We start from the raw sequence: 24,304 nt of genomic DNA on the forward strand, positions 1-24,304 counted from the left end.
CGGGACGACTCATGAGCGAGCACGTGCCCCGGGGCCGCCACGTACTGATCGCGCACATCGAGCGCACCCCCGGGGTGCAGAGCATCTCTTCTCCTCTCCCGCCACCTGACCGCGCCTTCAGTGCACCGGATCCGTCCGCTTGGTCCGGGAAACTCGGTTGACCTCGTCAATAGGGTCGCTCTCGTGCTTCCTGTAGCTGAGACCGAAGAGCAATATGACGCGATCGAGGCGGCGGACCTGCGCGCAGGGGTGCTGGCGCTGTGTGAACACCTCGGGCTGACGGGCGACGTCGTCGCCTTCGACGGGGGTTCCCTGCCCGTCTACGCCGTCGGCGACGATTTGGTCGTGAAGCTTTACCCGCCGCTCTACCTGCATGAGATGCGCGTCGAGCGGGACGCGTTGCGCGCGTTGGAGGGCCGCCTGCCGATCCCCACCCCGGGCGTCAAGGACGCGGGTGAGTTCCACGGTTGGGGCTACATACTCATGGACCGGCTGCATGGTGCGGACCTCAAGCAGGCCTGGCCGAAGATCCCGCGGCACGATCGGGAGCGCCTCGCCGTACAGCTCGGGAGGGCTCTCGCGGAGTTGCATGCCGTCACCCCGCCGGAGGTGCTCGGCCCGGCCGACTGGGCCGCCTTCTGCGCCGAGCGCGCCGCAGCAACCGCCGAGCAGAACCGGCGCCGCGGTCTGGACGAGGCGTGGCTGGCTCAGATCCCGGGTTTCCTGGCCTCGGTCGACCTCGAACCGGACGAGACCGTACTGCTGCACACCGAGTTCATGCACGTGCACGTGCTGGTCCACGAGGAGGCGGGCGCCTGGCGGTTGTCCGGCTTGTTCGACTTCGAGCCCGCGATGCGCGGCGCCCGCGTGTACGACCTGGTCGCCGTGGGGATCTTCCTCACCCGGGGCGACCGGTCGCTGATGCATGCTTTCCTCGACGGCTACGGCTATCCCGAGGAGCGACGGGCGGCGCTCCCCCGCACGGTGATGGCCTACGCCCTGTTGCACGTGTACTCGCACCTGCCGTGGTACTTCCAAGAGGTCCCCGCTCCCGGCGCCGCCACTTTCGACGAGCTGGCCTACCACTGGTTCGGCGTATAGGAAAGCCGCGGGGTGAGAGCAGGTAGGGGCCTGGACCTCGTGAAAAGGTCCAGGCCCGGACTGCTCAGCAGCCGTTGGTCACGTAGCAGCCCTTCACGTACCACTTGCCGCTGTAGTAGGCGCCGCTGGTGACCTTGCTCGTGCCGCCCAGGGAGACCAGGGTGCCCGGCACGTAGGAGCAGGACGAGGTGGAGCAGAAGTAGCCGTAGACCCGGAAGTAGGTCTCAAGCCCGCTGGTGCACTTGACGCTCACAGAGGGAAACTGGCGTTTCTCCGCCGTCTCGGCGATCCCGCCGAACAGACCGGTCCTTCGGCGCAGGCACGCCCCGCCCGTCAGCCCTTCGCGAGGCATGATCAGGGACCACGACCGGGGTGTCAGGGCAAGGAGTACCTGATTTTGATGGACCGGGCTTCCTGCTCGGTCACCTCGCTCGGCGTGCGGGCCAGCGTCTGGCGCAGGTCGGAGACGATCCTGTCACCTGCTCCCCGTACGCGCGTACGGTGCTGGGCGAGCTGCGCGTCGAAGCGTTCGGCGGCCGGTCCCGTCCACACCGTCCCGGAGCGGAAGTCCTGATAGGGAGCTTCGATGCCCTGCTCGATCTCCCGCACCAGCGGCTCGACCCTGCGCAGCGCGTCCCCCAACGCCTCGTACAGCGGATTGGGCACCATCTCGGCCATGCGGGTCAGCCCGTCGCCGGAGAAACAGAAATGGCCCTGATCAATGGCGCGTCGGCATCCCTGCACGGAATGGGACGGAACCCACCCCCCTCTCCGGTCGCCCGCGTCGTGCCACCGGTAGACCCGCCGACCGGCGCCGGCCGCTGAGCGGCCGGGGACGGCGGGGACGGCGGGCACATCGGTGCGGCGCTCGGTAGCGGGTGCGTCATGAGGGCGGTGGGCTCCACAGCGGCCAATGGAATTCAACTCATCGGGTAGCTCACATTATTTTCCATAAAACCCTTTCGTAAAGCGGTAAGCGCGGATTCTGGCTTTTACTGCCAGAAGTCGCTTTCACCGGAAAACTGGTATCGGAGCCACGCCGCCGGTCGGCCTCGACGCTCTCCAGCCCCGCTCGCCCGTCGTCAGCCGACCCGCCGTCAGCCGACCTCGACGCTGTCGAGCACGCCGAGCGCGTCGGGCACGAGGACGGCCGCGGAGTAGTAAGCGGTGACGAGATAGGAGGCGATCGCCTTCGCGTCGATGCCGGTGCACCTGACGGACACGCCGGGCCGGTACTCGTCCTCCAGCCCGGTGCGGTGCAGGCCGATCACCCCCTGATCCTCTTCTCCCACGCGCATGACGACGATCGAGCTGAGGCCCCGGCGGCTGATCGGGATCTTGTCGCAGGGCAGGATCGGCACACCGCGCCACGCCGTGACGGTCGACTCCCCCGCCCGGACGGAGTCCGGATATATCCCCCGACTGTTGCATTGCCGGGCGAACGCGGCGATCGCCCGGGGATGGGCCAGGAAGCAGTGCGACTTCCTCCGCCGGCACAGCAGCTCGTCGAGATCATCCGGGGTGGGCGGGCCGGTGCGGGTGTGGATCCGCTGCCCCAGATCCGCGTTGTACAGCAGGCCGAACTCCCGATTGTTGACCAGCTCGTACTCCTGCCGCTCCCGCAACGCCTCGATCGTGAGCCGCAACTGCTGCTCCGTCTGGTTCATCGGCTCGCTGTACAGATCCGCCACCCGCGTGTGCACCCGCAGAACCGTCTGCGCCACACTCAACTCGTACTCCCGCGGCTCCGCCTCGTAGTCCACGAACGTCCCCGGCAGCGCCACCTCCCCCGCATGACCCGCCGCCAGCTCGATCTCCGCCTCACCGTGCCGGTTCTGCCGGGCGCGGGAGCCGGTCGCGAACCGTCCCACGTGCTCCCGGAGCGGGCCCGACCGGTCGAGCAGCTCCAGGAACGCCTCGACGGGCAGGCTGAGCACCGTGCAGGCGGTGCTCGCGGTCGCGGAGAACCCCCAGGTCATCGCCGTTCCGGACAGTGCCTGCGCGCCGAGGTGGTGGCCGTCGGCCAGCACGCCGAGTGTGCGGGAGCGTCCGTGCCCGCCCGCGGCGGTGACGTCCACCCTGCCGTGCGCGACGACAAGCACTCGGTCCACGGGCTCCCCCGCGGAGACGAGCACCTGGCCGGGCGCCGCCTCGCGCTGGACGAAACGCTCGGCCAGCGCGTCCATGACCGAGAAGTCCGCGAAGCCGCGCAGCACGGGCAGCTCTCCCAGGCTCGAGGGGACGATCCTGACCTGCCCGTCCGCCGACGTCACCATGACGCGGCCGGCGCCGGGCCGGTGGTTCCGCCGCCGGTTCACCCGGTACGTCCCGCCCGCGACGTCGACCCAGGGCAGGACCCGGAGCAGGTGCCGGGGGGAGATCTCCCGCATCCCCGGCGTCGACTTGGTCGTCGTCGCCAGGTTCCGCGCGGCTTCGGTGCCGAGGCTCAGCCGGGGGTCCCCGGCGTCGTTCCCGTTCATCGGCTCACACCACCGATCCCAGGAGGCGCGCGGCGGCGGTGCCGAGGCCCGTCGGGCCGTTCGGCACCGCTCCTCTCGGCACCGGATATCTCAGCTCGGACTCCACGTACCGCCGGGTCCGCTCGTGCCACAGCTGGATCGCGGCCATCCAGTCCTCCAGTCCCGCGACGTACGCGGTGAGCGCGGCGCGCGCCCCCTCGTCCAGGCCGTAGTCGTCGAACAGCACGGGCAGCTCGGTGACGACGAGGTGCTGGAACTGGCGCAGCCGCGACGCGATCAGATCGGTGACGACGCCGAGGGCCCGGCGCGCGTCGCAGGTGAAGAAGTCCTGCACGACGAGGACGCAGTTGTGCAGCTCCCCCTCGTACTGGACCTCCTTCTGGTACGAGTAGACGTCATTGATCAGGCAGCCGACGTCGGCGGTCGCGTTCTCCAGGCCCAGCATCGTGCGGCTGCCGTAGATCTCGGCGGGCACCCGCAGATCGTTGACCGGGCGGGACAGCGCCCGGGTGAGGTCCGATCCGAAGGTCCGGCGCCGCATCTCCATGTAGTCGACGGGATCGGGGATCCGGTTCTGCATGTGGTTCGCCAGCTCCCACAGCCAGCTCTCCGTCATGCTCTCCACCCCGGTGCGGAAAGCGCGCCGGGCCTCCATCGGCATGCCGGCCGCCGTACGGGCCCACAGGTCGCCGAGGCTGCGCTCCACCGGGTTCGCCGGAGGTGGGGTGACGCCCAGGTCCAGCGGCATGAACGCGGACAGCCGCTCGTTGAACACCCGGGCGCCCGCCATGTCGCCGGTGGGGCCGAAGATCACGGGAAAGTAGTCGTCGCCGTACGTCCCCCAGGTGAGCCACTCCGCCGAGAGCGTCAGCTCGGGCGCGGAGACCTCCGGATCGATCCTGGCCGAGCACAGGGCGAAGTCGAAGCCCTCGTTCTGCCGGGCGGTCCACAGGCCGGGCCCGGGCACGCCCGGGATCGGGTCGTAGAACCCCATCCGCCCGGCCCAGGCCAGGCTCTCCCGGCGCGCCGTGTCCAGGTGCGGGTTGAGCCGCACCGGGTACGGCAGGGCGATCCCGTCCCTGGGCAGGGGCTCCACCGGCTGGTAGCGCCGGTAGGTGAAGCTGCGGATCCCGCCCGGCCCGCGCAGGCCGGCGGCGAGCCGGATCCGCGTGGACGTGGTGCCGAGCCCGGTGGGCCCGCCGAGCACCCGGCCCAACGGCGCGTGAACATCCTCCGGGGCCGAGGACGAGGGCGAAGACGAGCCAGCGGACGAGGCCGAGGACGACCCGTTCATGTAGCGGCTGGAGCGCATGTGCCACTCGTGTCCGCCCGACTGCCAGTCCTGCAGCCCCTTGACGTACGCGAGGACGGCCAGCCGTTCGGCCGGATCCAGCGCGTACTCCTCGAAGAGCGGCGGCAGCTCGGTGAGCGCCGTGTTCTCGAACTGGTGCAGCCGGGAGGTGAGCAGGTCGTTGACGGCGTCGGCCGCCTGCTGCGTGCTGTGGCCGAGGAACCGCTCGAACACGAGGATCCCGTTGCTCAGCTCGCCCTCCTCCTCGACCTCCCGCTGGTAGGAGAAGATGTCGTTCCGCAGGTGGACCGCGTCGGCGAAGGTGTCCCTGAGCACGTGCAGGGGGCGCGTCCCGGCGACGCGGGCGGGGACCTCGGCGCCCACCGCGTGCTCCACCAGGTTCGCCGACCACGGCGCGCCGCCGACCCTGCGCCGCATCTCGATGTACTCCATCGGGTTGGCGACGCGGCCTGCGTCGATGTTGGACAGCTCCCACAGCGACTCGTTCAGCAGGTTCGCGGTGCTCTCGACGAACCTGCGCCGCCAGTCCGCCGACATGCCGGGGACCGTGCGCGCCCACAGGTCGGCGAGGCCGCGTTCGACGGGGTTGGCCGGCTCCGGCGGCTCCGCCCCGTCCCGGGCGGGCATGAAGGCCGGGAGCCGGTCGAGGTACTCCTTGGCGCCGGCCGCGTCGCGGCTCCGCTTGTAGACCTCCAGGAAGTGGTCGTCGAAGAAGAACACCCAGACGTACCAGTCCGTGATGAGGTCCAGCTCGTCCGCCGAGGCGTCCGGATGGATGTAGGCGCACATCAGGCCGTAGTCCATGGTCTCCAGGAGCCGCTCGTCCCAGACGCCGAGCCCGGGGTCGAGCATGCCCATGTCCCGCGCCCACTCCCTGGTGTGCGCACGCGCGCCCTCCAGGTGGGGGTTGAGCCGGGCCGGGTACGGCACGTAGAAGTCGGGAAGTTCGAAGGGTTGCCGCATCATCCGCCTCTTCGCCGGTCGCTAGCCGATCTCGACGCTCTCGAGGACGCCGAGGGCGTCCGGGACCAGGACCGCCGCCGAGTAGTAGGTGGTGACCAGGTACGAGATGATCGCCTTGTCGCTGATGCCCATGAACCTGACCGACACCCCGGGCTGGTACTCGTCCGGCAGGCCGGTGCGGTGCAGGCCGATGACGCCCTGGTTCGCCTCGCCGGTCCGCATCGCGAGGATCGAGCTCACCCCGCGGTCGCTGACCGGGATCTTGTTGCACGGCAGGATCGGCACCCCGCGCCAGGCCGGGACGCGGTTGCCGTGCATCTCCACGGTCTGCGGGTAGATGCCGCGGCTGTTGCACTCCCGGGCGAACGCGGCGATCGCGCGCGGGTGCGCCAGGATGTGGCCCGGCTCCTTCCACACCTTGGCCAGCAGCGCGTCCATGTCGTCGGGGGTGGGCGGGCCGGTGCGGGTGTGGATCCGCTGCCCCAGATCCGCGTTGTACAGCAGGCCGAACTCCCGATTGTTGACCAACTCGTACTCCTGCCGCTCCCGCAACGCCTCGATCGTGAGCCGCAACTGCTGCTCCGTCTGATTCATCGGCTCGCTGTACAGATCCGCCACCCGCGTGTGCACCCGCAGAACCGTCTGCGCCACACTCAACTCGTACTCCCGCGGCTCCGCCTCGTAGTCCACGAACGTCCCCGGCAGCGCCACCTCCCCCGCATGACCCGCCGCCAGCTCGATCTCCGCCTCACCGTGCGCGTTGACGGCCCGGCCGTCGGCCGGCTCCCGGCCGTCGAGGTACTCCCGCAGCCCCGGCGACTGCGCCGCGATCTCCTGGAACGCTCCACGCGTCAGGACGAGCGCCGTACACGGCGTGATGGCCTTGGCGGTGAACTCCCACGCGGCCGCCTCGTCGGTCAGGCCCCGGTCGCCGAGGTGGTCGCCGTCGGCCAGCACGTCGGCCACCTTCTCGGCCCCGTACGCGCCGGCGGCGAGCCGGTTCACCTTGCCGTGCGCGATCAGCACCACCCGGTCCGCCGGCGCGCCCGCGCTGACGATCACCTCGCCCGGCTCGAACTCCCGCTGGGTGAACCGCTCGGCGAGCGCCTCCAGCACGTCGGTGTCGTCGAAGCCGCGCAGCGTGGGCAGCTCACACAGCTCGGCCGGGATGACGCGGACGTCCGCGCCGGTGGAGACGAACGTGATCCGCCCGTCCCCGACGGCGTAGCTGAGCCGCCGGTTCACCCGGTACACGCCGCCCGCGACCTGGACCCAAGGAAGGATCTTGAGCAGGTGCCGCGAGGTGATCTCCTGCATCTGCGGCACGGACTTGGTCGTCGTGGCCAGGTTCCGCGCGGCGGCGGTGCCGAGGCTGAGCTGCGGCTGCTCGGTGGAGGAAACGGTCTCCGTCATGACGTGAACCACCTGTTCTCTGTCGGTTTCCTGGGCGTGCTCGCGAAACGCGCGGCGAGGGTCGGCCTTCTCGGCGCGCGGTCAGGTTCCGCGTGTGGGTGTCGTCTGGTCCGCGCAGCGGGCGCGCGACGCCGGCCGTGCCGTACGGCACGGCGAGGGGGCGCCGCGGCGCGGCGTCAGCGGGTGCGGTGGATGAGTCCGTCGGCCAGCATGGCGAGTCCGGCCCTGGCCTCGGGGCCGATCGACGCGGAGTGGAGGACGTCGTACGCCTCGCGGGCACGGCCGTCGATCATGAGTTCCACGTGTGCCAGCGCCCCGGTGCCGATCACGATCTGCCGCACGCCGGCGGCCTGCTCCTCGGTCAGCTCCGGGTTGCCGTGCCATCTGCGCAGGTGGGCCGCCTCGGCGGGTGAGGCGTGCTGGAGCGCGTGCGCGATGAGGATCGTGTGCTTTCCCTCCCTGAGGTCGTCGAGCACCGGCTTCCCGGTCTGCGCCGGGTCGCCGAACATGCCGAGCACGTCGTCGCGGAGCTGGAACGCCTCGCCCAGCGGGACGCCGAACCGGGAGTAGACGTCGAGCAGGGAGGGGTCGGCCCCGGCCAGCGCGCCGCCGATCTGCAGGGGGCGCTCCACGGTGTACTTGGCCGTCTTGTAGCGCACCACGGTGAGCGCCTGCTCGACCGTCGGCAGGTCGCGGACCTGGGCGAGGATGTCCAGGTACTGCCCGGCGATCACCTCGGTGCGCAACCGGTCGAAGAGGGCCCTGGCCCGCTTCAGCCGGGACGGTTCGACCCCGCTGCCGGACAGCAGCTCGTCGGACCAGGCGAGGGTGAGCGTGCCGAGCAGGATCGCCGCCGCCTGCCCGAACGAGCGGGCCGCGAGCCCCGGGTGCAGCCCGGCGAGGCTGCGGTGCATCGTCGGATGCCCCCGGCGCAGGTCGCTGCTGTCCATGATGTCGTCGTGGATGAGCAGGCCCGCGTGGCACAGTTCGAGCGCCGCGCCCGCCGAGACGATCTGGTCGCAGTCCGCTCCACCGGCTCCCCGCCACCCCCAGTAGCACAGGAGCGGCCGGACCCGTTTGCCTCCGCCGAGGATGAAGCCGCGCAGCAGCCGGTAGGCCGTGGTCACCTCCGGATCCGCCACGGGGGCGGCGTGCTCGTCGAGGAACCGGGCGAGCCTCTCGTCGACCAGCGTTCGCATCCGCCGGGCGGTCTCACTGACAGCCCCGCTGACCGTCTCACCGGCGGTCCCACTGGCGGTCTCCTCCGCCCCGCCGACTGCCTCGGCGAGCGCCGTTTCGGCCGCCTGCCCGATCGACGCCTGGTCACTCTCCACCGTCATCGTCCGTCCCCTCGAGGAAGCTCCGATGCACAGGACGCTATTGATCGACTACAGCGCGCGGAAGGGCCCATTCCGGATAGTGGAACGGTCCCGGCGGCCGTCCCCGCCCCACGTGCGGTGATCCGGATCCATAACATCTCTGATACGCAGTGTGGTGATTCATTGCCATGGGTAATCATGGTCTTGCGAATCTCGTAGCCGGAGTTTGCCCTCACATCTCCCGTAAGGTGCGCACCGACAGAATGCCGCGAACCATCACCCATCAGGGGCCGTCGTCCGTGCCACAATCGCTCCCCGCCGCGCCGCCGCCGATCACACCGGACGACCCGGGGCCGCTCGAGAAGCCGAGCAGCCTGGAGAAGGGGATCACGATCCTCGCCTCGCTGAGCGCGGCCGTTCAGCCGATGGGCCTCGCCGAGCTGTCCAGGAGGACCGGCCTGCCGAAGACGACGGCCTACCGCCTGCTCGGCGTCCTGTGCGCCAAGGGCCTCGCGCAGCGGGTCGGCATCGACTACGCCATCGGCGACCGGCTGGCCACCCTGGCCGGGCCGGGGCCGCGGATGATCCCCGGCACCCGCCCCCTCGTCCTCCCGCACATGATCCGCCTCTACGAGCGGACCCGGCAGACGGTCAACCTGGCCGTCACCCGGGGGTTGGAGATCGCCTACGTCGAACGCGTCTACGGCCACGACCGGGTGAGCTCGCCGTCCGACGAGGTCGATCGCGCCCCGCTCCACTGCACGGCGAGCGGCAAGGTGCTGCTCGCGTTCGACCACGGGCTCAACTCGGCCTTCCACGATCGGGGGACCCTCGACCGCATGACGCGGCGCACGATCGTCGGGCACGCCGCCCTCGACCGGGAGCTGAGCATGGTGCGCCGCCGGGGCGTCGCCTATTCGCGGGAGGAGTTCGCCGAGGGCGTGGTCTGCGCGGCCGCGCCGGTGCTCGACGGCGACGGCGGCGTGCGCATGGCGGTGAGCGTGGCCTGCCCCTCGCGGTCGGCCGTGTCGGGAGAGGTCACCGCCCTGGTCAAGCAGGCCGCGCAGGCCATCTCCGCCACCGTCGTCACCGCCCTGTCCGCGATGACGCCGCGGCCGCGCCCCGACGGGCCGCCCGCGTCCTTCCTCTGAACACGCCGCCTGAGTACTGAGTACGCCTCAGGAGCGGACGGCGCCCGGGTCCGCTGAACGGTCCCGCCGCCGTCCACGCTCCTCCCCGCCCTGGCCGGGCGTCCCGACGATGTTCCCGAGAAGGGAAAGATCGGCCAGGATTGCGGAGGGCCGTACGTCCGTCGCTTGTCGCGCGGGCGCGGCCGCCGCCCCCGAGACGAGGAGATCAGGTGACGTTGCCCTTCGACGCGGTGCTGTGCGACTTCGACGGCGTGCTCAGGTTCCACGACCCCGTCGCCCAGGCGCGGATCGACGAGACATACGGACTCGCGCCCGGCACGATCCTGAAGACGGCGCTGAGCCCGGCGCTGATGGGGCCGGCCTCGCTCGGGCTGATCACCTGTGAGGAGTGGGAGGCGTCGCTCGTCACCGCTTTCACCGACGTCCTCGGCTCGGCGGGGCGCGCGGCGCGGCTGGTCGAGGAGTTCGCCGCCGTGCCGTCCTGGATCGACGAGGAGGCGCGCGGCCTGCTGGCCGAGGCGCGGCGGCGGGTGCCGGTGGTGCTGGTCACGAACGCCACGACCCGGCTGGAGGAGGAGCTCGACCGCCTGGGCATGGCGGACTTCGCCGACGCCGTCGTCAGCAGCGCCCGGGTGGGGGTGGCGAAGCCGGACCGCCGCATCTACGAGCTCGCCGCCGAACGCGCGGGCGCGGCCGCCGAGCGCTGCCTGTTCGTCGACGACCGGCCCGAGAACGTCGCCGCCGCCGTGGCGCTCGGCATGACCGGCGTCGTGTACGGCGGTCCGGCGGACCTGCGTGCGGCGCTCGCCACTTCCGAATCGGCCGCGCGGCGCGACCCGGCCCAGTAGCCCCCGTATGCGAACATGACCGCCGGGGGGCTCAAGAGAACATCGGGGGATCAATGGTTCGCAAATTCGTGCTGGCGGCGGCCGTCGCCGTCGCCGGCCTTTCGCTGTCGGCGGCGCCGTCATGGGCGGCTACCGCTTCCACCTCGTCCGTCACGGCCATGCCGTCCGGCATCCCGTGCATGCCCGGATCGCCATGCGCCAGCGGGCTGTGCCCGCCCGGCACCGTCTGCGTCCCGGCGCCCAAGCAGTGCTTCACCCTGCCCTGCCCGCAGTTCGACTGCGTCCGCGTGGACAGGAACGACCGCTGGGACCGGTGGGACCGCTGGGGCAGGAACCAGTGGGACTGGCGGAACCGGTGGGACAGGGACCGGTGGAACAGGGACCGGTGGGACAGGGACCGGTGGGACCCGCGGGACCGGTGGGACCGGGATCCGCACCGGCCGACGTATTCCTGAACCTGGACGTGAAACCGGGTCTGTGCCTGCTGTGACAGGCGGACCGCCTCGCCCGACCGAAAACCGGCCGGGCGAGGCGGCGGAACGATGAACGCGGCCCGCCCGACCGGTTTCCCCCGGCGGTGCGGGCCGCACCCATGTCCGGGCGTGGGTCGTCATTGGCCGAGACGAGCAGGGCCAACACGCGAATCGCCAGCGCGGCGCAACCCGGATCGGGAGCCCCCGTATGTCAGCATGATCCGCGGAGGGGCTCCAAAATGATCGGGGGATCAATGCTCCGCAAATTCGCGCTGGCGGCGGCCGTCGCCGTCGCCGGCCTTTCGCTGTCGGCGGCACCGTCCTGGGCGGCCACCGCTTCCACGCCGTCCGTCACGGCCATGCCGTCGGGCGTCACGTGGGCGCCCGGATGGGACCGGTGTGACGACCGGTGCGACCGGTGCGACCGGTGCGACGACTGCTGCCGTCGATGCGACGACCGGTGCGACGACCGGTGCGACATCCGCTGGGACCGCTGGGACCGGTGCGACGACCGGTGCCACGACCACGACCGGTGGGACCGGTGGGACCGGTGGGGCCGGACGGGGGCGCTGGTCGACCTGGACGTCGACCTGAACCTCGGTCTGCGCCTGCTGTAACAGGCGGACCGCCTCGCCCGACCGAAAACCGGACGAGCGAGGCTACGGAACGATGAGCGCGGCCCGCCCGACCGGTTTCCCCCGGCGGTGCGGGCCGCACCCATGTGCGGCGTCCACCGGCGGACGCCCCTCGCGCGCTCTGGCCGGCGCGCGAGGACGGCGGCCGATCAGAGGCCGAGGCGGACGGGGAGCCGGGACAGACGCCAGGAGCCGGGCAGGAGCTGGCGTTCGAGATCCTCGGGCGGCACGGCCAGGCGAAGGCCGGGGAAGCGGCGGGTCAGCGCCAGGAAGGCGACCTCGCCCTCCTGGCGGGCCAGCGCCGCGCCGAGGCAGTAGTGCAGGCCGTGCCCGAACCCGACGTGGACCTCGCGCCGCCCGTCCGGCTCCCGCGTGATGTCGAGGAGCTCCGGATCGTCGAACCGGCGGGGGTCGTAGTTGGCGGAGACGAGCAGTGCCATCACGGGCTCGCCGCGCCGCACCAGCGTCCCTCCGATCTCGACGTCCTCGGCCGCGTACCGGAGGCGGGTGGCATGCACGGGCCCGCACCAGCGCATCAGCTCGTGGACGGCACGGGGCGCCAGCGCCGGATCGGCGCGCAACGCGTCCCACTGGTCGGGGTGGGTCAGCAGGGCCGTCGTGCCGTTGCCGATCAGGTGGGCGGTGGTCTCGTGCCCGGCCAGGACCAGGGTCAGCACCATCGTGACCATCTCGATGTCACTCAGGCGGTCGCCGTCCTCGTCGTGGGCCCGGATCAGCCCGGTGAGCAGGTCCTCGGCCGGCCGGGCCCGGCGGCGCTCGATCAGATCGTGAATGTGGTCCACCATCTGGCGCAGCGGCTCGTTCAGCGCTCCCGGCTCGGTGGAGAACAGCGCCCTGCCCCAATCGCGCCACTGGGGGCGGTCCTCCACCGGGACGCCGACCAATTCGCAGATCACCGTGATCGGCAGCGGATACGCGAACCCCTCGATGAGATCGACCACGCCGTCCTCGGCGCGGCCGGGAAGCCGGTCGAGGAGGTCTTCGGTGATCTGCTCCACGCGCGGGCGCAGCTCCGAGACACGCCGTGCCGTGAAAGCGCGGGAGACCAGCCGGCGCAGCCGGATGTGGTCGGCGCCGTCGGCGTCGAGAACACTGTCGAGGATGTACTGGGCGTACTCGGGCAGGACGCCGCGAGCACTGATGATCTCTTCGCGGAGGTCATGCGCGTCCGTTCCCGGCACGTTCGCCGGGTTGTTCACGAACCGCTGGTCACTCAGCACCGTCTTGACGTCGTCGAACCGGGTGACCAGCCAGATCGGGGTGCCGCCGCCGACGAAGGCCGCACGCGCGAGCGGAGCCTCCTCCCGGAGACGGGAGTACCCCCGGAACGGGTCGCTCAGCAGGGCGGGGTCCATCATGTCGACGGAACTGGTGGTGCCGGGAGTGCTCATCGTCGCCTCCATCGGGCGTGTCAGATGCGTTTCTGCCTGCCGATCTCTTCGTTCAACCGGTCGAGCAGGCTTTGGTGGAGATCGGCCACCCGCGGCGCCACCGCCGCCGCCTCCTCCGGCGCGCGCGGCGTCTCGAAGGCGGCGCGGACGACGTGGGCGACCATGTCCGCGTTGTCCGCGACACTCGGGACGCCCGAGGGAAGCATGGGCTCGATCATGAGGAACCCGGTCAGCACGGCGAGGTACGCGTGCCGCTGCGCGGCCGGGGACGGCCCCGGATCGATCAGGCCGTGTTCCCGCAGGAGCCGGAAGTAGCCGTCGAGAGTCCGTTCCCGGACCTCCATGAGATCGCCGATGACGTGGGCGGCGCTCCTGCTCAAGGTGCCCAGGGTGTCGGGGTCACCGAGGAACATCGCGCGAACGATCGGGTCCTCGTGGACCCACAGGTAGGCCGCGGCGGCCACCCGGCTGGGCAGGACCGCCAACGGATCGGCCCGGATCTCCTGGACGAACCGCTCGACCATCCTGCTCCGGGCCCGCAGCAGGACCGTGAGGAAAAGGACCTCCTTCGTGGTGAAATGCAGGTAGACCGTGCCCTTGCCGACGCCGGCGCGGCGGGCGATGTCGCCGACCGTCACGCGCGGGTATCCCCAGGCCACCAGCAGTTCCCCGGCCGCGTCGAGGATCCGCTCCGCCCTCCGGTCGCGCTCGGCCTCGGCCTGGCTCACCGCTTCGAGATCGACCTGTGTCACGGCTGCCCTCCCCTGCCTTCCGCCTGACCGGACGCGCCGGAGCGGGTGGCCGCCTCTGCTCGCGCCCCCGGAGATCTCGGGTACGGCAAGCCCCGCCTGGAACGTCGTGACCCAGATGAGGAATCGGGTCATCGAGTCAAACGTAAGCCCGATCCACCTTCCCGACAACCACCTTCACGCCACGAAAACCTCACCGTAGGGACATGGAGAACTGTGACGTACAGGCACGACCTGGCGTCGACACCGGCGCGCGGGCTGTGGCAGCGTTCGGTCCGCATAGACCATAGAGATCCCCGGATACCGACCAGGAAGGCCGTTCATGGACATCTCGACCGCGGACCTGTACGACGAGCGCGAGACCGAGCTCGACTCCTGCGACCTGCAGTTCCGGCAGTACGGCGGGCGCCGCTCCTTCCGCGGCGTGATCGCGACGGTGCGCTGCCACCAGGACAACGCCCTCATCAAGGCGGTCCTGTCGGAGCCGGCGGAGGGGCGGGTCCTCGTCGTCGACGGCGGCGGGTCGCTGCACACCGCGCTGATCGGCGACGTCGTCGCGGGCATCGGCGTGGCCAACGGCTGGGCCGGGGTCGTCGTCAACGGCGCGGTCCGCGACGTCGTGGCGTTGCGCGACCTCGACCTGGGCCTCAAGGCGCTCGGCTCCAACCCCCGCAGGTGCACCAAGGACGGCGCCGGCGAGCGCGACGTCCCCGTGACTTTCGGCGGCGTGGTCTTCCGTCCCGGCGCCGAACTGTTCAGTGACGACGACGGGGTCCTCGTCACCACGGCGTGAACTCCGCGCCGTTCTCGGCTCTACGGGGTGAGGCCGCGACGGCGCCGGAGCACGGAACCATGGACATGATCACGGCTGGCCGGAGGCCGTTCTGTAGGATTTCAGATGATCACAACGCCCCCTGATCCAGGAGTACCGGTTTGCCCGATCTCTCCCGCGAACGGCTCCGCGCCCTCGTTGACGCTCCGGCCTTCCAACGTGCCGTCATCGCCGTGATCACGCTGAATGGGATCACACTAGGGCTGGAGACATCCCCCGATCTGGCCGACCGGTACCCCGCCGCCTTCCTCTGGACCGACCGGGTCATCATCGCGATCTTCGTCGTCGAGATCGGCCTGCGCATCGCCGCGCACGGGAAGGCGTTCTTCCGCGATCCGTGGAACTGGTTCGACCTCATCGTCGTCGGTATGGCCATCGTGCCCGCCTCGGAGTCGTTGTCGATCCTGCGGCTCTTCCGGTTCCTGCGCGTCCTGCGGCTGATATCCGTGGTCCCCAGCATGCGGCGGGTGGTCTCGGCGCTGTTCACCGCGCTTCCGGGGCTGGCCTCGATCCTGGCCCTGTTGATGCTGTCGCTCTACATGGCCTCCGTCATCGGCGAGCAGCTCTTCCGCCAGGCGGCCCCGCAGTACTTCGGGGACCTCGGGAAGTCGCTGTTCACGATGTTCACCGTGCTCACGGTGGAGAACTGGCCGGCAGTCGCCGAAGACGTGATGGCCAAGGAACCGATGGCCTGGATCTTCTTCGCCGCGTTCATCGTGATCACGGCGTTCTTCGTCCTCAACCTGCTCATCGGCGTGATCGTGTCCGCGATGGAGACCGAGGTCAACGCGTCGCGATGGAAAGAAGACCAGGAGCTGGAGCTGAAGCAGCACAACGCGGTGATGGGGCAGATCCGGGCGCTCAGCGAGAAGGTGGACCTGCTGACGGCCAACCTGGCGGCCCTCTCGGCCACCCGCCCCACCCCGGATGCCGAGCGGGAACTCCTCCCCGCCGACGTCGGCGACGGAGCCGGGAGCCAGGACGCGAAGTACGCGCGGCGACGGCGCCGTCGTCAGTGAATGGCTGTCCGAGCACTGGCCCCTGGAGGCCGTCGCGTACGCACCGCGCCTAAGGTTCCCGCCGGGGTTCAGCCGGCGAACCGCTCCTTCCGGCGCGCGACGAACTCCTCGACCGTCTCCGCCGGCCTCCCGGTGACCTCCTCGACCGTACGCGTCATGCGGTCGTACCGGTTCTCCCGATGCAGGCGGGCCATGGTGGCCAGGTGCTCCTCGACGTGCGCCCCGAGTCCGGACGGCGTGAGCACCTGCTCGACCCAGGTCTCCCACGGCACGTCGACGTAGGAGATCGGCCTGCCGAGCGCGCGCGAATACTCCGCGGCGACGTCGGTCATGTCCTCGGCCCGCGGGCCGGTCAGCTCCAGGACCCGGCCCACGTACGGACCCGGATCGGCCAGGACGGTCGCGACCACCCGGGCGACGTCGTCGGCCGCGACGGGCGAGGTGCGGCCGGTCCCGAACGGCAGCCGGATCGTGCCGGTTGCGGCGATGGATCGCGCGGCCAGCGTCGTGAACAGCGGGTTGTCCAGGAAGATGGTCGGCCGGACATGCACGACCGGAAGGCCGGACCAGTCGAGCACCTGCTCGGACAGCCAGTGCAGCCGCTGCTGGTGCGACTCGCTCGCGCTGACCGCGTCCATCTGCGAGACGGTCAGCTGCGAGATGGCGACCAGCGTGTCGAGGCCGCCGACGGCCCGTGCCACGGTCGCGACGACGGCCGTGGCCTCCAGGTAGGACGGCGCCACGCTCATGCTGAAGAACATCCGGCGGGTCCCGCCGAGGGCCCGCGCCACGTCCGCGGGCCGGGTGAGGTCGCCGACGACGACCTCGGCGCCGAGCGCGCGCAGCGCCCCGGCCCGGTCGTCGTCGTGGTGCGCCATCGCCCGTACGGCCAGGCCGCGCCGGAGCAGCAGTTCCACGACCGTGCGGCCCACACCACCGACTCCCCCGCCGGCGCCGGTCACCAGGACAAGGTCGGTCTCCGCCATCACACCCACCCCCCTTCCAGCATGACGGTCGCGGCCTCCGGCCTACCGCGGGCATCCGCCGTTCCCGGTCAGAACGGGAGGGTGACGCGGTCGACGCACCAGTAGAGGCTGACCGCCACGATGGGGACCGACATCGCGACCGTCACCCAGCGGGCGGCGGACGTGCGGCGCAGCAGCGTCAGCAGCGGGAAAAGCACCGCGATGATCACAAGCTGGGTCACTTCGATGCCGACGTTGAAGCTCAGGAGCGACAGGAGCAGCCCCCACGACCCGCCCTCGTCGATGTCGAGCGCGCTCGCGAAGCCCAGCCCGTGCACCAGGCCGAAGGCGAAGACGACCGGCAGCCGCCATCTGCCCGCTCTCTCCTCCCCGCGGCCCAGGAGGTTGGCGACGGCCACGACGATGATCGATACGGCGATGACCGGCTCGACGATCGCCGCCGGAACGTCGACGACGCCCATCGCCGCGAGGAGGAACGTGATGCTGTGCGCGACCGTGAAGGCGGAGGCCGTGACGACGACGTCGCGGAGCCGGCGGGCGCCGATGAGCAGCGCGAGCAGGAAGAAGATGTGGTCGAGGCCGGACAGCAGGTGCTCGGCGCCGAGCAGGAAGAACTCGCCGACCTGGTGGGCGGCCCGGCGCTCGCCGATCCGCAGCGTCGGGCTCGCGGCGGTCAGGACCGCGGAGCCGGTCGTGCCGTCGAGCCGGTATCCGACGAGCGTCTCCGTGCTGTGCACGAAGCTCTCGGCGTCGGGGAAGAGCGCGCTGGAGATCGCGTGCTGCCCCGGGCCGTCGCCCGCGCAGTCGTAGTCGAGGGTCACGACCGCGAAGGCCACCTTCGCGCGCTCGCGCACGTCCGCGTCGCCCGCGGGCGTGGGCGTGCACGGTGCTTCGTCGTACGTCACGGCGAAGCGGCGGGTGACGTAGTCGATGACGGCGTCGTGGTTGATCTTGAGCTGGCGGAGCTGCTCGGTCCGCTCCTTCGCGTCGTAGGCCTCCGCGTACAGCCAGGCCGACTTCATGAGGAGGTCGTACTCCAGATCGAGCACGGCCCTGACGTCCGGGCCCGTCCCGGTCACCGTGGCGTGGGCCTTCGTGGTCGCGTCGTGCGCCGCCGCCGGGGCGGGACGCGCCGCGTCGACGAGCACGCCGACGAGCACACCGGCCAGCAGGCCGACGAGGACGTGGGCGAGGACGAGGGCGGACAGCCGGCGCCTGCGAGGCATGTCTCGTTCTCCAAAAAAGTACGGGGAAAAGGTGCGGGGAAATCCGGCAGGGGAACGCCGCCCCGGGCCGGGGCCCGGGGCGGCGGAGATGGGGTTACTTGCGCTGGAACCAGCGGTACATCGGCGAGTCCGGCCCCCAGTCGCCGGGACGGCCGTGCTCGTTCTTCGTGACGAAGACGCTCGGTTCGGACGCGGTCACGCCGCCGCCGGTGGAGCGTGCCGTGACGAACCACGCGTAGGCCGTGTTGGCCTTGAGGCGGTCCCAGACCACCGAGGCGACCTGCCCCGACTCAACCGTGCTCGTGCCGACGACCCGGGTGGGCTTGTAGATCGCCAGCGAGTCGGTCGCGAAGCTCGTCGTGCGGGTGGTGAGGTCGACCGGGAGCACCATGTTGTCCTCGCGCCCGTCGTAACGGCGCAGCGGGTCGAACTCGCCGGCGCCGAAGTCATTGAGCAGCGGGGAGTAGGTGTCCACGGTCAGCTCCGACCGCTTGACGTTGAACTGCAGCAGGCGGAAGAAGCTCGCGCCGAACTGGAGCTGGTCGTCCGGGTTGTATCCGCCGACCTCGGTGAGCCCGAGACGGTCGGCCGACACCGTGTAGAACTGGTAGTCCGCCAGCAGCTCGACGACGCCCTTGCCGACCTGGCCCACCTTCGGCTTGACGTTGGTGGCCACGCCGTGCTCGTGCCCGGCGAGGATGAGGAAGACGTTCGGGTTCTTCTCGACCACCGTCTTGTACAGCATCGAGCCGTCGGGAGCCGAGAATCCGGCGCCGCGTCCGTCCGGGTTGGTGCTCGGCACGAGGTAGTCGTGCGAGAGCAGGATGCCGTTGCGGTCGGGGAACCGCTTGAAGATGGAGTCGGCCCACTCGGCCTCCTCCCGCGTGACGCCGTACGACAGGCCGACCACGACGAAGTCCAGCCCGCCGGCGGAGAACAGGTCGTAGTGGTTCTGGTTGTCGCCTTCCTTCCACGGCCCGCCGTACTCGGCGTGCTGCCAGCCCTGCGCCGCCGTCTGGTACCGGCCGGGGCCGTAGTACTTGTTGTAGATCGCCTCCGGCCCGTCCTCCGTGCCCGACTGGTTGTCGTGGTTGCCGGCGATCACGCCGTTCGGGATGCCGGCCTCGTCCAGCACGCGCTGCTGCCGGGAGGACACCTCGAGCTCGCCGACGACCTGCTTCTGCATGGCCTCGTCCGCGGGCTTGCGGATGTTGTTCTCGATGATGTCGCCGGTGTGCGCGACATAGGAGATCTTGCGCGGGTCCTTGTTGTCCTTGATCCAGTTGACGATGCCGGAGTAGGCGGACTCCCACACCGCGCGTTCCTCGGCGGTCTCCTGCTCCACCGCGCCCTCGGAGATGTACTGCGTGTCGGTGAAGTGGACGATCGAGAAGTCGTACGTGGAGGGGTCGGCGAAGCCGTTCGGGTCGCCGGGGTCGATGTCGTCGGCGAACGGGTCCTCGCCCGTCACCATGACGTGGACCTTCTGGCCGTCGATGTACTCCGCGCCGACGACGGCGGTGAGCGTGGTGTTGCCCTCGGCGGCGCCGCGGGAGCTCGTCAGGAGCTCCCACGCCTTGGTCTTGGTGTTCCAGGCGCGCAGGGACACCAGGCGCTCGGGGTCGATGACGCCCTCCCAGCGCAGGACCGGGGCGTCCACGTGGCCCTTCACCTGGATGTCGAACCGCTGGTAGGTAACGTCCCGGCCGGCGGGCGCGTCGAGCGTCGCGCCGTCGGCGGGGTCGAGCCCCTTGGTCGTGATCTTCTGCTCGCCGGGCACCTCCAGGGTCGTGGGCACGGTCGCGGCCACGCCCTGATACGCCTGGTTCGGGGTCAGGATCTCGGCCTCGGAGAACGTCGCCTTCACCTGACCGCCGCCGGGCTCGGCCACCTTCGCCGAGAGCGTGACGGATCCCGACACGTCGACGCTGCCCACCGCCGGTGCGAGCTCGGCGGGGACGTCCGGGACGCCCGCGGACTCGAACGTGATCTCACGTGTGGCGGTGTTGCCGAGGCCGTCGGAGCCGGTCACGGCCAGGGTGTGCGCGCCGGGCGACAGCCCGGGGCCCACCTGGGCGCCCAGCGCGATCGGCCGGCCGTCGAGCGTGACGTCCGGCCCGGACACGACACCGGAGGCGTCCTCAAGCGTGACGTCTAGCACGACCGAGGCGGTGAGCTTCTCCCCCGCGGCCGGGACGCTGGCGGCGACCTTGGGCGCGGAGTTGTCGGTGATCAGCGTGCGGGTGGCGGTCTCCCCCGACGTCGAGGCCGCGACGAGCGTGTGCTTGCCGTCCTTGACGGCGGTGGTGTCGAGGTCCGCGCGCAGACCGCCGGCGGGCGCGTCCACGAGGAATTCGAGGTCGATCTCGGTGAGCAGGTTCACGTTGTCGCCGCAGTTGCCGTCACCCATGCTGTACGAGCTCTTGAGCATCTGGCCGGCCGCCGTCCCCCGCACCGGGGCGAGGGCGATGTTCGAGATCGCGAAGTCGTCGCGGTTGGCGCCGCACGACGTCGGATAGGTGCCGGTCACGAAGTCGATCGTGTTCCAGCCGGGCACGAGGTACTCGTTCGGGAACGTGAAGTCGACACGCCGGCTGACGAAGTCGCCGTCGAGCACGACCTTCCGCCCGTTGACGAGCAGGTAGTTCTGGTAGCGCGCCTCGATCGAGTTGCTGCCCACGGTGAAGCTGAGGGTCGCGTCACCCGAGCCGAGCGTCTGGACGACGTGCACCGGCCGGGCGTCGATCGTGTAGTGCAGTTCGACCTCGCGCAGGGCGGTCTGGCTGCTGCCGCAGTCGCCGTCGCCCATCTCGTACGACGGCTTGATGTCCTTGCCGGTCACGGTGGCGCCGTCGAGGGCGAGGTCGAGGTTCGCGATGGTGAAGTCGTCGCGGTCGATCCCGCAGGACGCCTTGTAGTCCCCGGTCACGACCTTGATCGTGTTGTCGCCGGGCACCAGGAATCGGGCGGGCACCGCGATGGGGACGCGCCGGCCGGCCCAGGAGCCGCCCAGGTCGATGCGCTTTCCGTTGACGAGTAAGTAGTCGTCGTACTTGTCGTCGATCGAGTCCGCGCCCACGTCGAAGCTGAACGTCGCCGCCCCGTTGCCCAGGGTGGCCTTCGTGGTGGGCTCGGCGCCGTCGACGGTGAGGGACGTGACGCCGCCTCCGCCCTCGGCGGGCACGGTCGCGAAGACCGACTGGTCGCCCGCCACGAGCGTGCCGTCCGTGGGCAGCAAGCGCGGCGCCCCGGCCGGAGAGTTGTTCACGGTCACGCTGTTCTTGACGGTGACCCCGGCCGCGGATTTGGCCGTGATGGCGTGCTCGCCGTTGCCCAGCTTGGTGGTGTCCAGGTCCGCGGCGAGACCCGTGGTGCCCTGCGGGTCGCCCTGAACGAAGAACGTCAGTTTGGCCTGCTTGAGCAGCGAGGTGTTCGAGCCGCAGTTTCCGTCACCGAAGGAGAGGGTGTACGGGTTGTCCTCGCCGTCCGCGACCTCGCCGAGAAGTTCGAGGCTCACGTCGGACAGGACGAAGTCGTCGTAGTTGACGCCGCAGGAGCTGTCGATCGTCCCGGCGAAGATCTCGATGGTGTTCTCGCCCTTGACGAGGTGCTCGTTCGGGATCTCGATGGTCGCCCGCTCGCTCACGTGGTCGCCGATGTCGCTCCGGTACGCGCCGTTGACGAGCACGTAGTTGTGGTAGCGCGCCTCGGTCGAGTTCGAGCCGACGTCGAAGCGGAGCCGGGAGACGCCCACCGTCCGGGTGGCCTTGATCGCGGCGCCGTCCACGGCGAGCTCCGTGACGCTGTCACCGGCCTCGGCCGGAACGGCCGCGACCTTGGCCGTGCCCTCAAGGAACGAACCGTCGGCGGGGCTGAGGGTTGGGGGGGTACGAGAGCCGGTCGGCGTCGGGCTGGGACGTCCCTTACCGGGTTTCCCCGGGTCGGGGTCGGCGTGCGCCGCCGTCACGACACCGCTGACCAGCAGCGTCGCGACCACGGCGACCACGGCGAAACGTCCTCGAATGCTCGAGCTTCCCAGCAGCTTTCGTGCTGCCACTGGCTGCATCGGGTGCAGTCCCTTTCGTCACGTTCGGATAAAGCGCCCATAAAGGCGCTTAGGTCTCGAGCGGCCACAGTGGAGGGCACGAGTGAACAGTGTGCATAAAGGGGCTGAAGGGAAAAAGAAATATCATTTCGCCGCGCGATGATCGCGCGGGCCGCCCCGGCCGTCCGGCACGTTCGGACGTGGCGGCCCCGCTCACCCCCGGGGCGAAGAGGCGAGATCCGCGACCGGCGTGACCTGCCCTGATGGTCCCGGCCCGCGCCGCCGTACAGTGGGCCGTGGGGCACGGCACGACACGGCACGCCAGAGACGGGCGCGACGGACGCGTGCTCGTGCCGGCGGTTCGCGGTCAAGGGGTGAGAGCCATGACCGGACTCAACGTCACCCGGAAACTGATCGGCGCCCACCTCGTGGACGGCGTGATGACACCCGGGGAGGAGATCGGGCTGCGCATCGACCAGACGCTCACGCAGGACGCGACGGGGACGATGGTGATGCTGGAGCTCGAAGCACTCGGCCTGGACCGGGTGCGCACCCGCACATCGGTGCAGTACGTCGACCACAACCTGCTGCAGACCGACGAACGGAACATGGCCGATCATCTGTTCCTGCGTTCGGCCTGCCACCGCTTCGGGGTCTGGTACTCCCGGCCGGGCAACGGCGTGTCGCATCCCGCGCACATGCAGCGCTTCGGCATCCCGGGAGCGTCGATGGTCGGCTCCGACTCCCACACCTGCGCCGCCGGCTCGCTGGGCATGCTCGCCGTCGGCGTGGGCGGCCTGGAGGTCGCCATGGCGATGGCGGGGCAGCCGCTGTACCTGACGATGCCGGAGGTCTGGGGCGTACGCCTGACCGGCGCGCTCCCGCCGTGGGTCTCGGCCAAGGACGTGATCCTGGAGATGCTGCGCCGGCACGGCGTCGACGGCGGGGTGGGCCGCGTCATCGAGTACCACGGACCCGGGCTGGCGGCGCTGACGGCGATGGACCGGCACGTCATCGCCAACATGGGCGCGGAACTCGGCGCGACCACGACCGTGTTCCCGGCCGACGACCAGGTCCGCGCGTTCCTCGCCGCCGAGGGGCGGGCGGGCGACTTCACCGAGATCCTCCCCGATCCGGACGCCGGCTACGACGTTCACGAGGAGATCGACCTGTCCGCCCTGGAACCGCTGATCGCCGCGCCCTCCTCGCCGGGCAACGTCGTCCCCGTACGCGAGGTCGCCGGCGAGGAGGTCCATCAGGTGGTGGTCGGATCGTCGGCCAACCCCGGGTTGCGGGATTTCGCGATCGTCGCCGCCGTCCTGGCCGGTCGCCAGGCGCATCCGCAGGTGTCGGTGGACATCAATCCGACCTCGCGGGAGACCCTCGCCGACCTCACCCGCATGGGGGCCACCCTCGACCTGATCAGGGCCGGCGCGCGGCTGCACCAGGCCGGATGCATGGGGTGCATCGGCATGGGGCAGGCGCCCGCGGTCGGTCGCAACAGCCTGCGCACCATGCCGCGCAACTTCCCCGGCCGGTCGGGGACGAAGGAGGACTCGGTGTGGCTGTGCTCTCCGGAGACGGCGGCGGCCGCCGCGCTGACCGGACGCATCACCGACCCGAGGACGCTGCCCGGCCTGCTGGGGATCGAGTACCCCGTCGTGACGCTGCCCGAGCGGGCCTCCGTCGCCGAGGGCATGTTCGAGCCGCCCCTCGCCCCCGCCGACGCGCGGCGGGTCGAACTGGTCAAGGCGCCCAGCATCGGGACGCTCCCCGACTTCGACCCGTTGCCGGACCGGCTGCGCGCCCCGGTCCTGATCAAGGTGGGCGACAACGTCTCCACCGACGAGATCCTGCCCGCGGGGGCCCGCGTCCTGCCCTTCCGCAGCGACATCGCGCGGCTCGCCGAGTTCACCTTCAGCCAGATCGACGAGAGCTACCCGGCGCGCGCGCATCAGGCCGGCCCGCACGTCGTCGTCGGAGGCGACAACTACGGCCAGGGGTCCTCGCGCGAACACGCGGTGATAGCGCCCCGCTACCTCGGCCTGCGCGCGGTGATCGCGAAGTCGTACGCGCGCATCCACTGGCAGAACCTCGCCAACTTCGGCGTGCTGGCCCTCGAGTTCGCCGACCCGGCGGACTACGACCGCGTCGGCCAAGGCGACGAGCTGTCCCTGGAGGACCTGCGCGGCGCGCTGGAGAGGGGCGGCGACATCACGGTACGCGACACGACCACGGGCGCCGACTTCGTCGTCCGGCATCGCCTGTCCCCCCGCCAGGTCGCGATGGTGCTCGCCGGCGGGCAGATCCCGTTGATCAGGTCGCGGACCGCGGCGTGAG

At 70.7% G+C, this 24,304-nt stretch carries 19 protein-coding genes; 8 read left to right on the plus strand and 11 right to left on the minus strand.

Features of this window, described 5'->3' with window-relative positions; all coding sequences use genetic code 11:
* Positions 1–183 precede the first annotated feature (183 nt).
* Positions 184–1,101 (plus strand): phosphotransferase family protein, encoded by a 918-nt coding sequence (locus AWQ71_RS18580; protein WP_067134876.1) that lies wholly within the window; start codon positions 184–186, stop codon positions 1,099–1,101.
* Positions 1,102–1,165: 64 nt separating this feature from the next.
* Here the strand turns inward: AWQ71_RS18580 and AWQ71_RS18585 are convergent, their stop codons facing one another.
* From AWQ71_RS18585 to AWQ71_RS18610, 6 genes are all read right to left on the minus strand, one after another.
* A complete protein-coding gene (locus AWQ71_RS18585) occupies positions 1,166–1,354 on the minus strand; it encodes a hypothetical protein (RefSeq protein WP_157570431.1) in 189 nt (62 codons plus the stop codon).
* Between the two features lie 122 nt (positions 1,355–1,476).
* Positions 1,477–1,779, minus strand: a complete 303-nt coding sequence (locus tag AWQ71_RS18590) for a hypothetical protein (RefSeq protein WP_067134881.1) — start codon at positions 1,777–1,779, stop codon at positions 1,477–1,479.
* 419 nt (positions 1,780–2,198) lie between these two features.
* Entirely contained in the window at positions 2,199–3,581 is a 1,383-nt protein-coding gene (locus AWQ71_RS18595; protein ID WP_067134883.1) for a family 2B encapsulin nanocompartment shell protein, read from the minus strand.
* Between the two features lie 4 nt (positions 3,582–3,585).
* Positions 3,586–5,859, minus strand: coding sequence for a terpene synthase family protein (locus AWQ71_RS18600; RefSeq protein WP_369407205.1), 2,274 nt, complete (start codon positions 5,857–5,859; stop codon positions 3,586–3,588).
* A gap of 18 nt (positions 5,860–5,877) precedes the next feature.
* Complete coding sequence (locus AWQ71_RS18605; protein WP_067134885.1) at positions 5,878–7,269, minus strand: family 2B encapsulin nanocompartment shell protein; 1,392 nt, start codon at positions 7,267–7,269, stop codon at positions 5,878–5,880.
* A gap of 176 nt (positions 7,270–7,445) precedes the next feature.
* A complete protein-coding gene (locus tag AWQ71_RS18610) occupies positions 7,446–8,609 on the minus strand; it encodes a polyprenyl synthetase family protein (protein ID WP_245658355.1) in 1,164 nt (387 codons plus the stop codon).
* Between the two features lie 242 nt (positions 8,610–8,851).
* On the opposite strand from AWQ71_RS18610, the gene AWQ71_RS18615 reads away from it, so the two are divergent.
* From AWQ71_RS18615 to AWQ71_RS41730, 4 genes are all read left to right on the plus strand, one after another.
* Positions 8,852–9,739 carry an IclR family transcriptional regulator gene (locus AWQ71_RS18615; protein WP_067134886.1) on the plus strand — a complete coding sequence of 296 codons (888 nt, stop codon included), beginning with the start codon at positions 8,852–8,854 and terminating at the stop codon, positions 9,737–9,739.
* A 209-nt stretch (positions 9,740–9,948) separates the two neighbouring features.
* Positions 9,949–10,587 (plus strand): HAD-IA family hydrolase, encoded by a 639-nt coding sequence (locus AWQ71_RS18620; RefSeq protein ID WP_067134887.1) that lies wholly within the window; start codon positions 9,949–9,951, stop codon positions 10,585–10,587.
* Between the two features lie 53 nt (positions 10,588–10,640).
* Positions 10,641–11,042, plus strand: coding sequence for a hypothetical protein (locus tag AWQ71_RS18625; RefSeq protein ID WP_067134888.1), 402 nt, complete (start codon positions 10,641–10,643; stop codon positions 11,040–11,042).
* A gap of 272 nt (positions 11,043–11,314) precedes the next feature.
* The gene (locus tag AWQ71_RS41730) at positions 11,315–11,677 is read left to right on the plus strand and encodes a hypothetical protein (RefSeq protein ID WP_067134889.1); all 363 of its coding nucleotides are present in this window, start codon (positions 11,315–11,317) and stop codon (positions 11,675–11,677) included.
* 167 nt (positions 11,678–11,844) lie between these two features.
* Here AWQ71_RS41730 and AWQ71_RS18635 read toward each other — a convergent pair whose 3' ends face one another.
* On the minus strand, positions 11,845–13,107 hold the full coding sequence (locus tag AWQ71_RS18635) for a cytochrome P450 family protein (protein WP_067134890.1): 1,263 nt from the start codon (positions 13,105–13,107) through the stop codon (positions 11,845–11,847).
* Positions 13,108–13,127: 20 nt separating this feature from the next.
* Positions 13,128–13,859: a TetR family transcriptional regulator gene (locus AWQ71_RS18640; protein ID WP_245658356.1), complete on the minus strand. Its 732-nt coding sequence runs from the start codon at positions 13,857–13,859 to the stop codon at positions 13,128–13,130.
* 319 nt (positions 13,860–14,178) lie between these two features.
* Here AWQ71_RS18640 and rraA point away from each other — a divergent pair, with 319 nt between their 5' ends.
* A complete protein-coding gene (rraA, locus tag AWQ71_RS18645; protein ID WP_067134891.1) occupies positions 14,179–14,649 on the plus strand; it encodes a ribonuclease E activity regulator RraA in 471 nt (156 codons plus the stop codon).
* Between the two features lie 140 nt (positions 14,650–14,789).
* Positions 14,790–15,707 (plus strand): ion transporter, encoded by a 918-nt coding sequence (locus AWQ71_RS18650; protein WP_067134893.1) that lies wholly within the window; start codon positions 14,790–14,792, stop codon positions 15,705–15,707.
* Positions 15,708–15,775: 68 nt separating this feature from the next.
* Here AWQ71_RS18650 and AWQ71_RS18655 read toward each other — a convergent pair whose 3' ends face one another.
* From AWQ71_RS18655 to AWQ71_RS18665, 3 genes are all read right to left on the minus strand, one after another.
* Positions 15,776–16,693: an NmrA family NAD(P)-binding protein gene (locus AWQ71_RS18655; protein ID WP_067135213.1), complete on the minus strand. Its 918-nt coding sequence runs from the start codon at positions 16,691–16,693 to the stop codon at positions 15,776–15,778.
* Between the two features lie 68 nt (positions 16,694–16,761).
* A complete protein-coding gene (locus tag AWQ71_RS18660; protein WP_067134895.1) occupies positions 16,762–17,919 on the minus strand; it encodes a HupE/UreJ family protein in 1,158 nt (385 codons plus the stop codon).
* Between the two features lie 94 nt (positions 17,920–18,013).
* On the minus strand, positions 18,014–21,976 hold the full coding sequence (locus AWQ71_RS18665; RefSeq protein ID WP_169806591.1) for a metallophosphoesterase: 3,963 nt from the start codon (positions 21,974–21,976) through the stop codon (positions 18,014–18,016).
* A 371-nt stretch (positions 21,977–22,347) separates the two neighbouring features.
* On the opposite strand from AWQ71_RS18665, the gene AWQ71_RS18670 reads away from it, so the two are divergent.
* Positions 22,348–24,303: an aconitate hydratase gene (locus AWQ71_RS18670; protein WP_067134899.1), complete on the plus strand. Its 1,956-nt coding sequence runs from the start codon at positions 22,348–22,350 to the stop codon at positions 24,301–24,303.
* Position 24,304 lies beyond the last annotated feature (1 nt).

Source organism: Microtetraspora malaysiensis, assembly GCF_001528665.1.
GTDB lineage: Bacteria > Actinomycetota > Actinomycetes > Streptosporangiales > Streptosporangiaceae > Microtetraspora_A > Microtetraspora_A malaysiensis.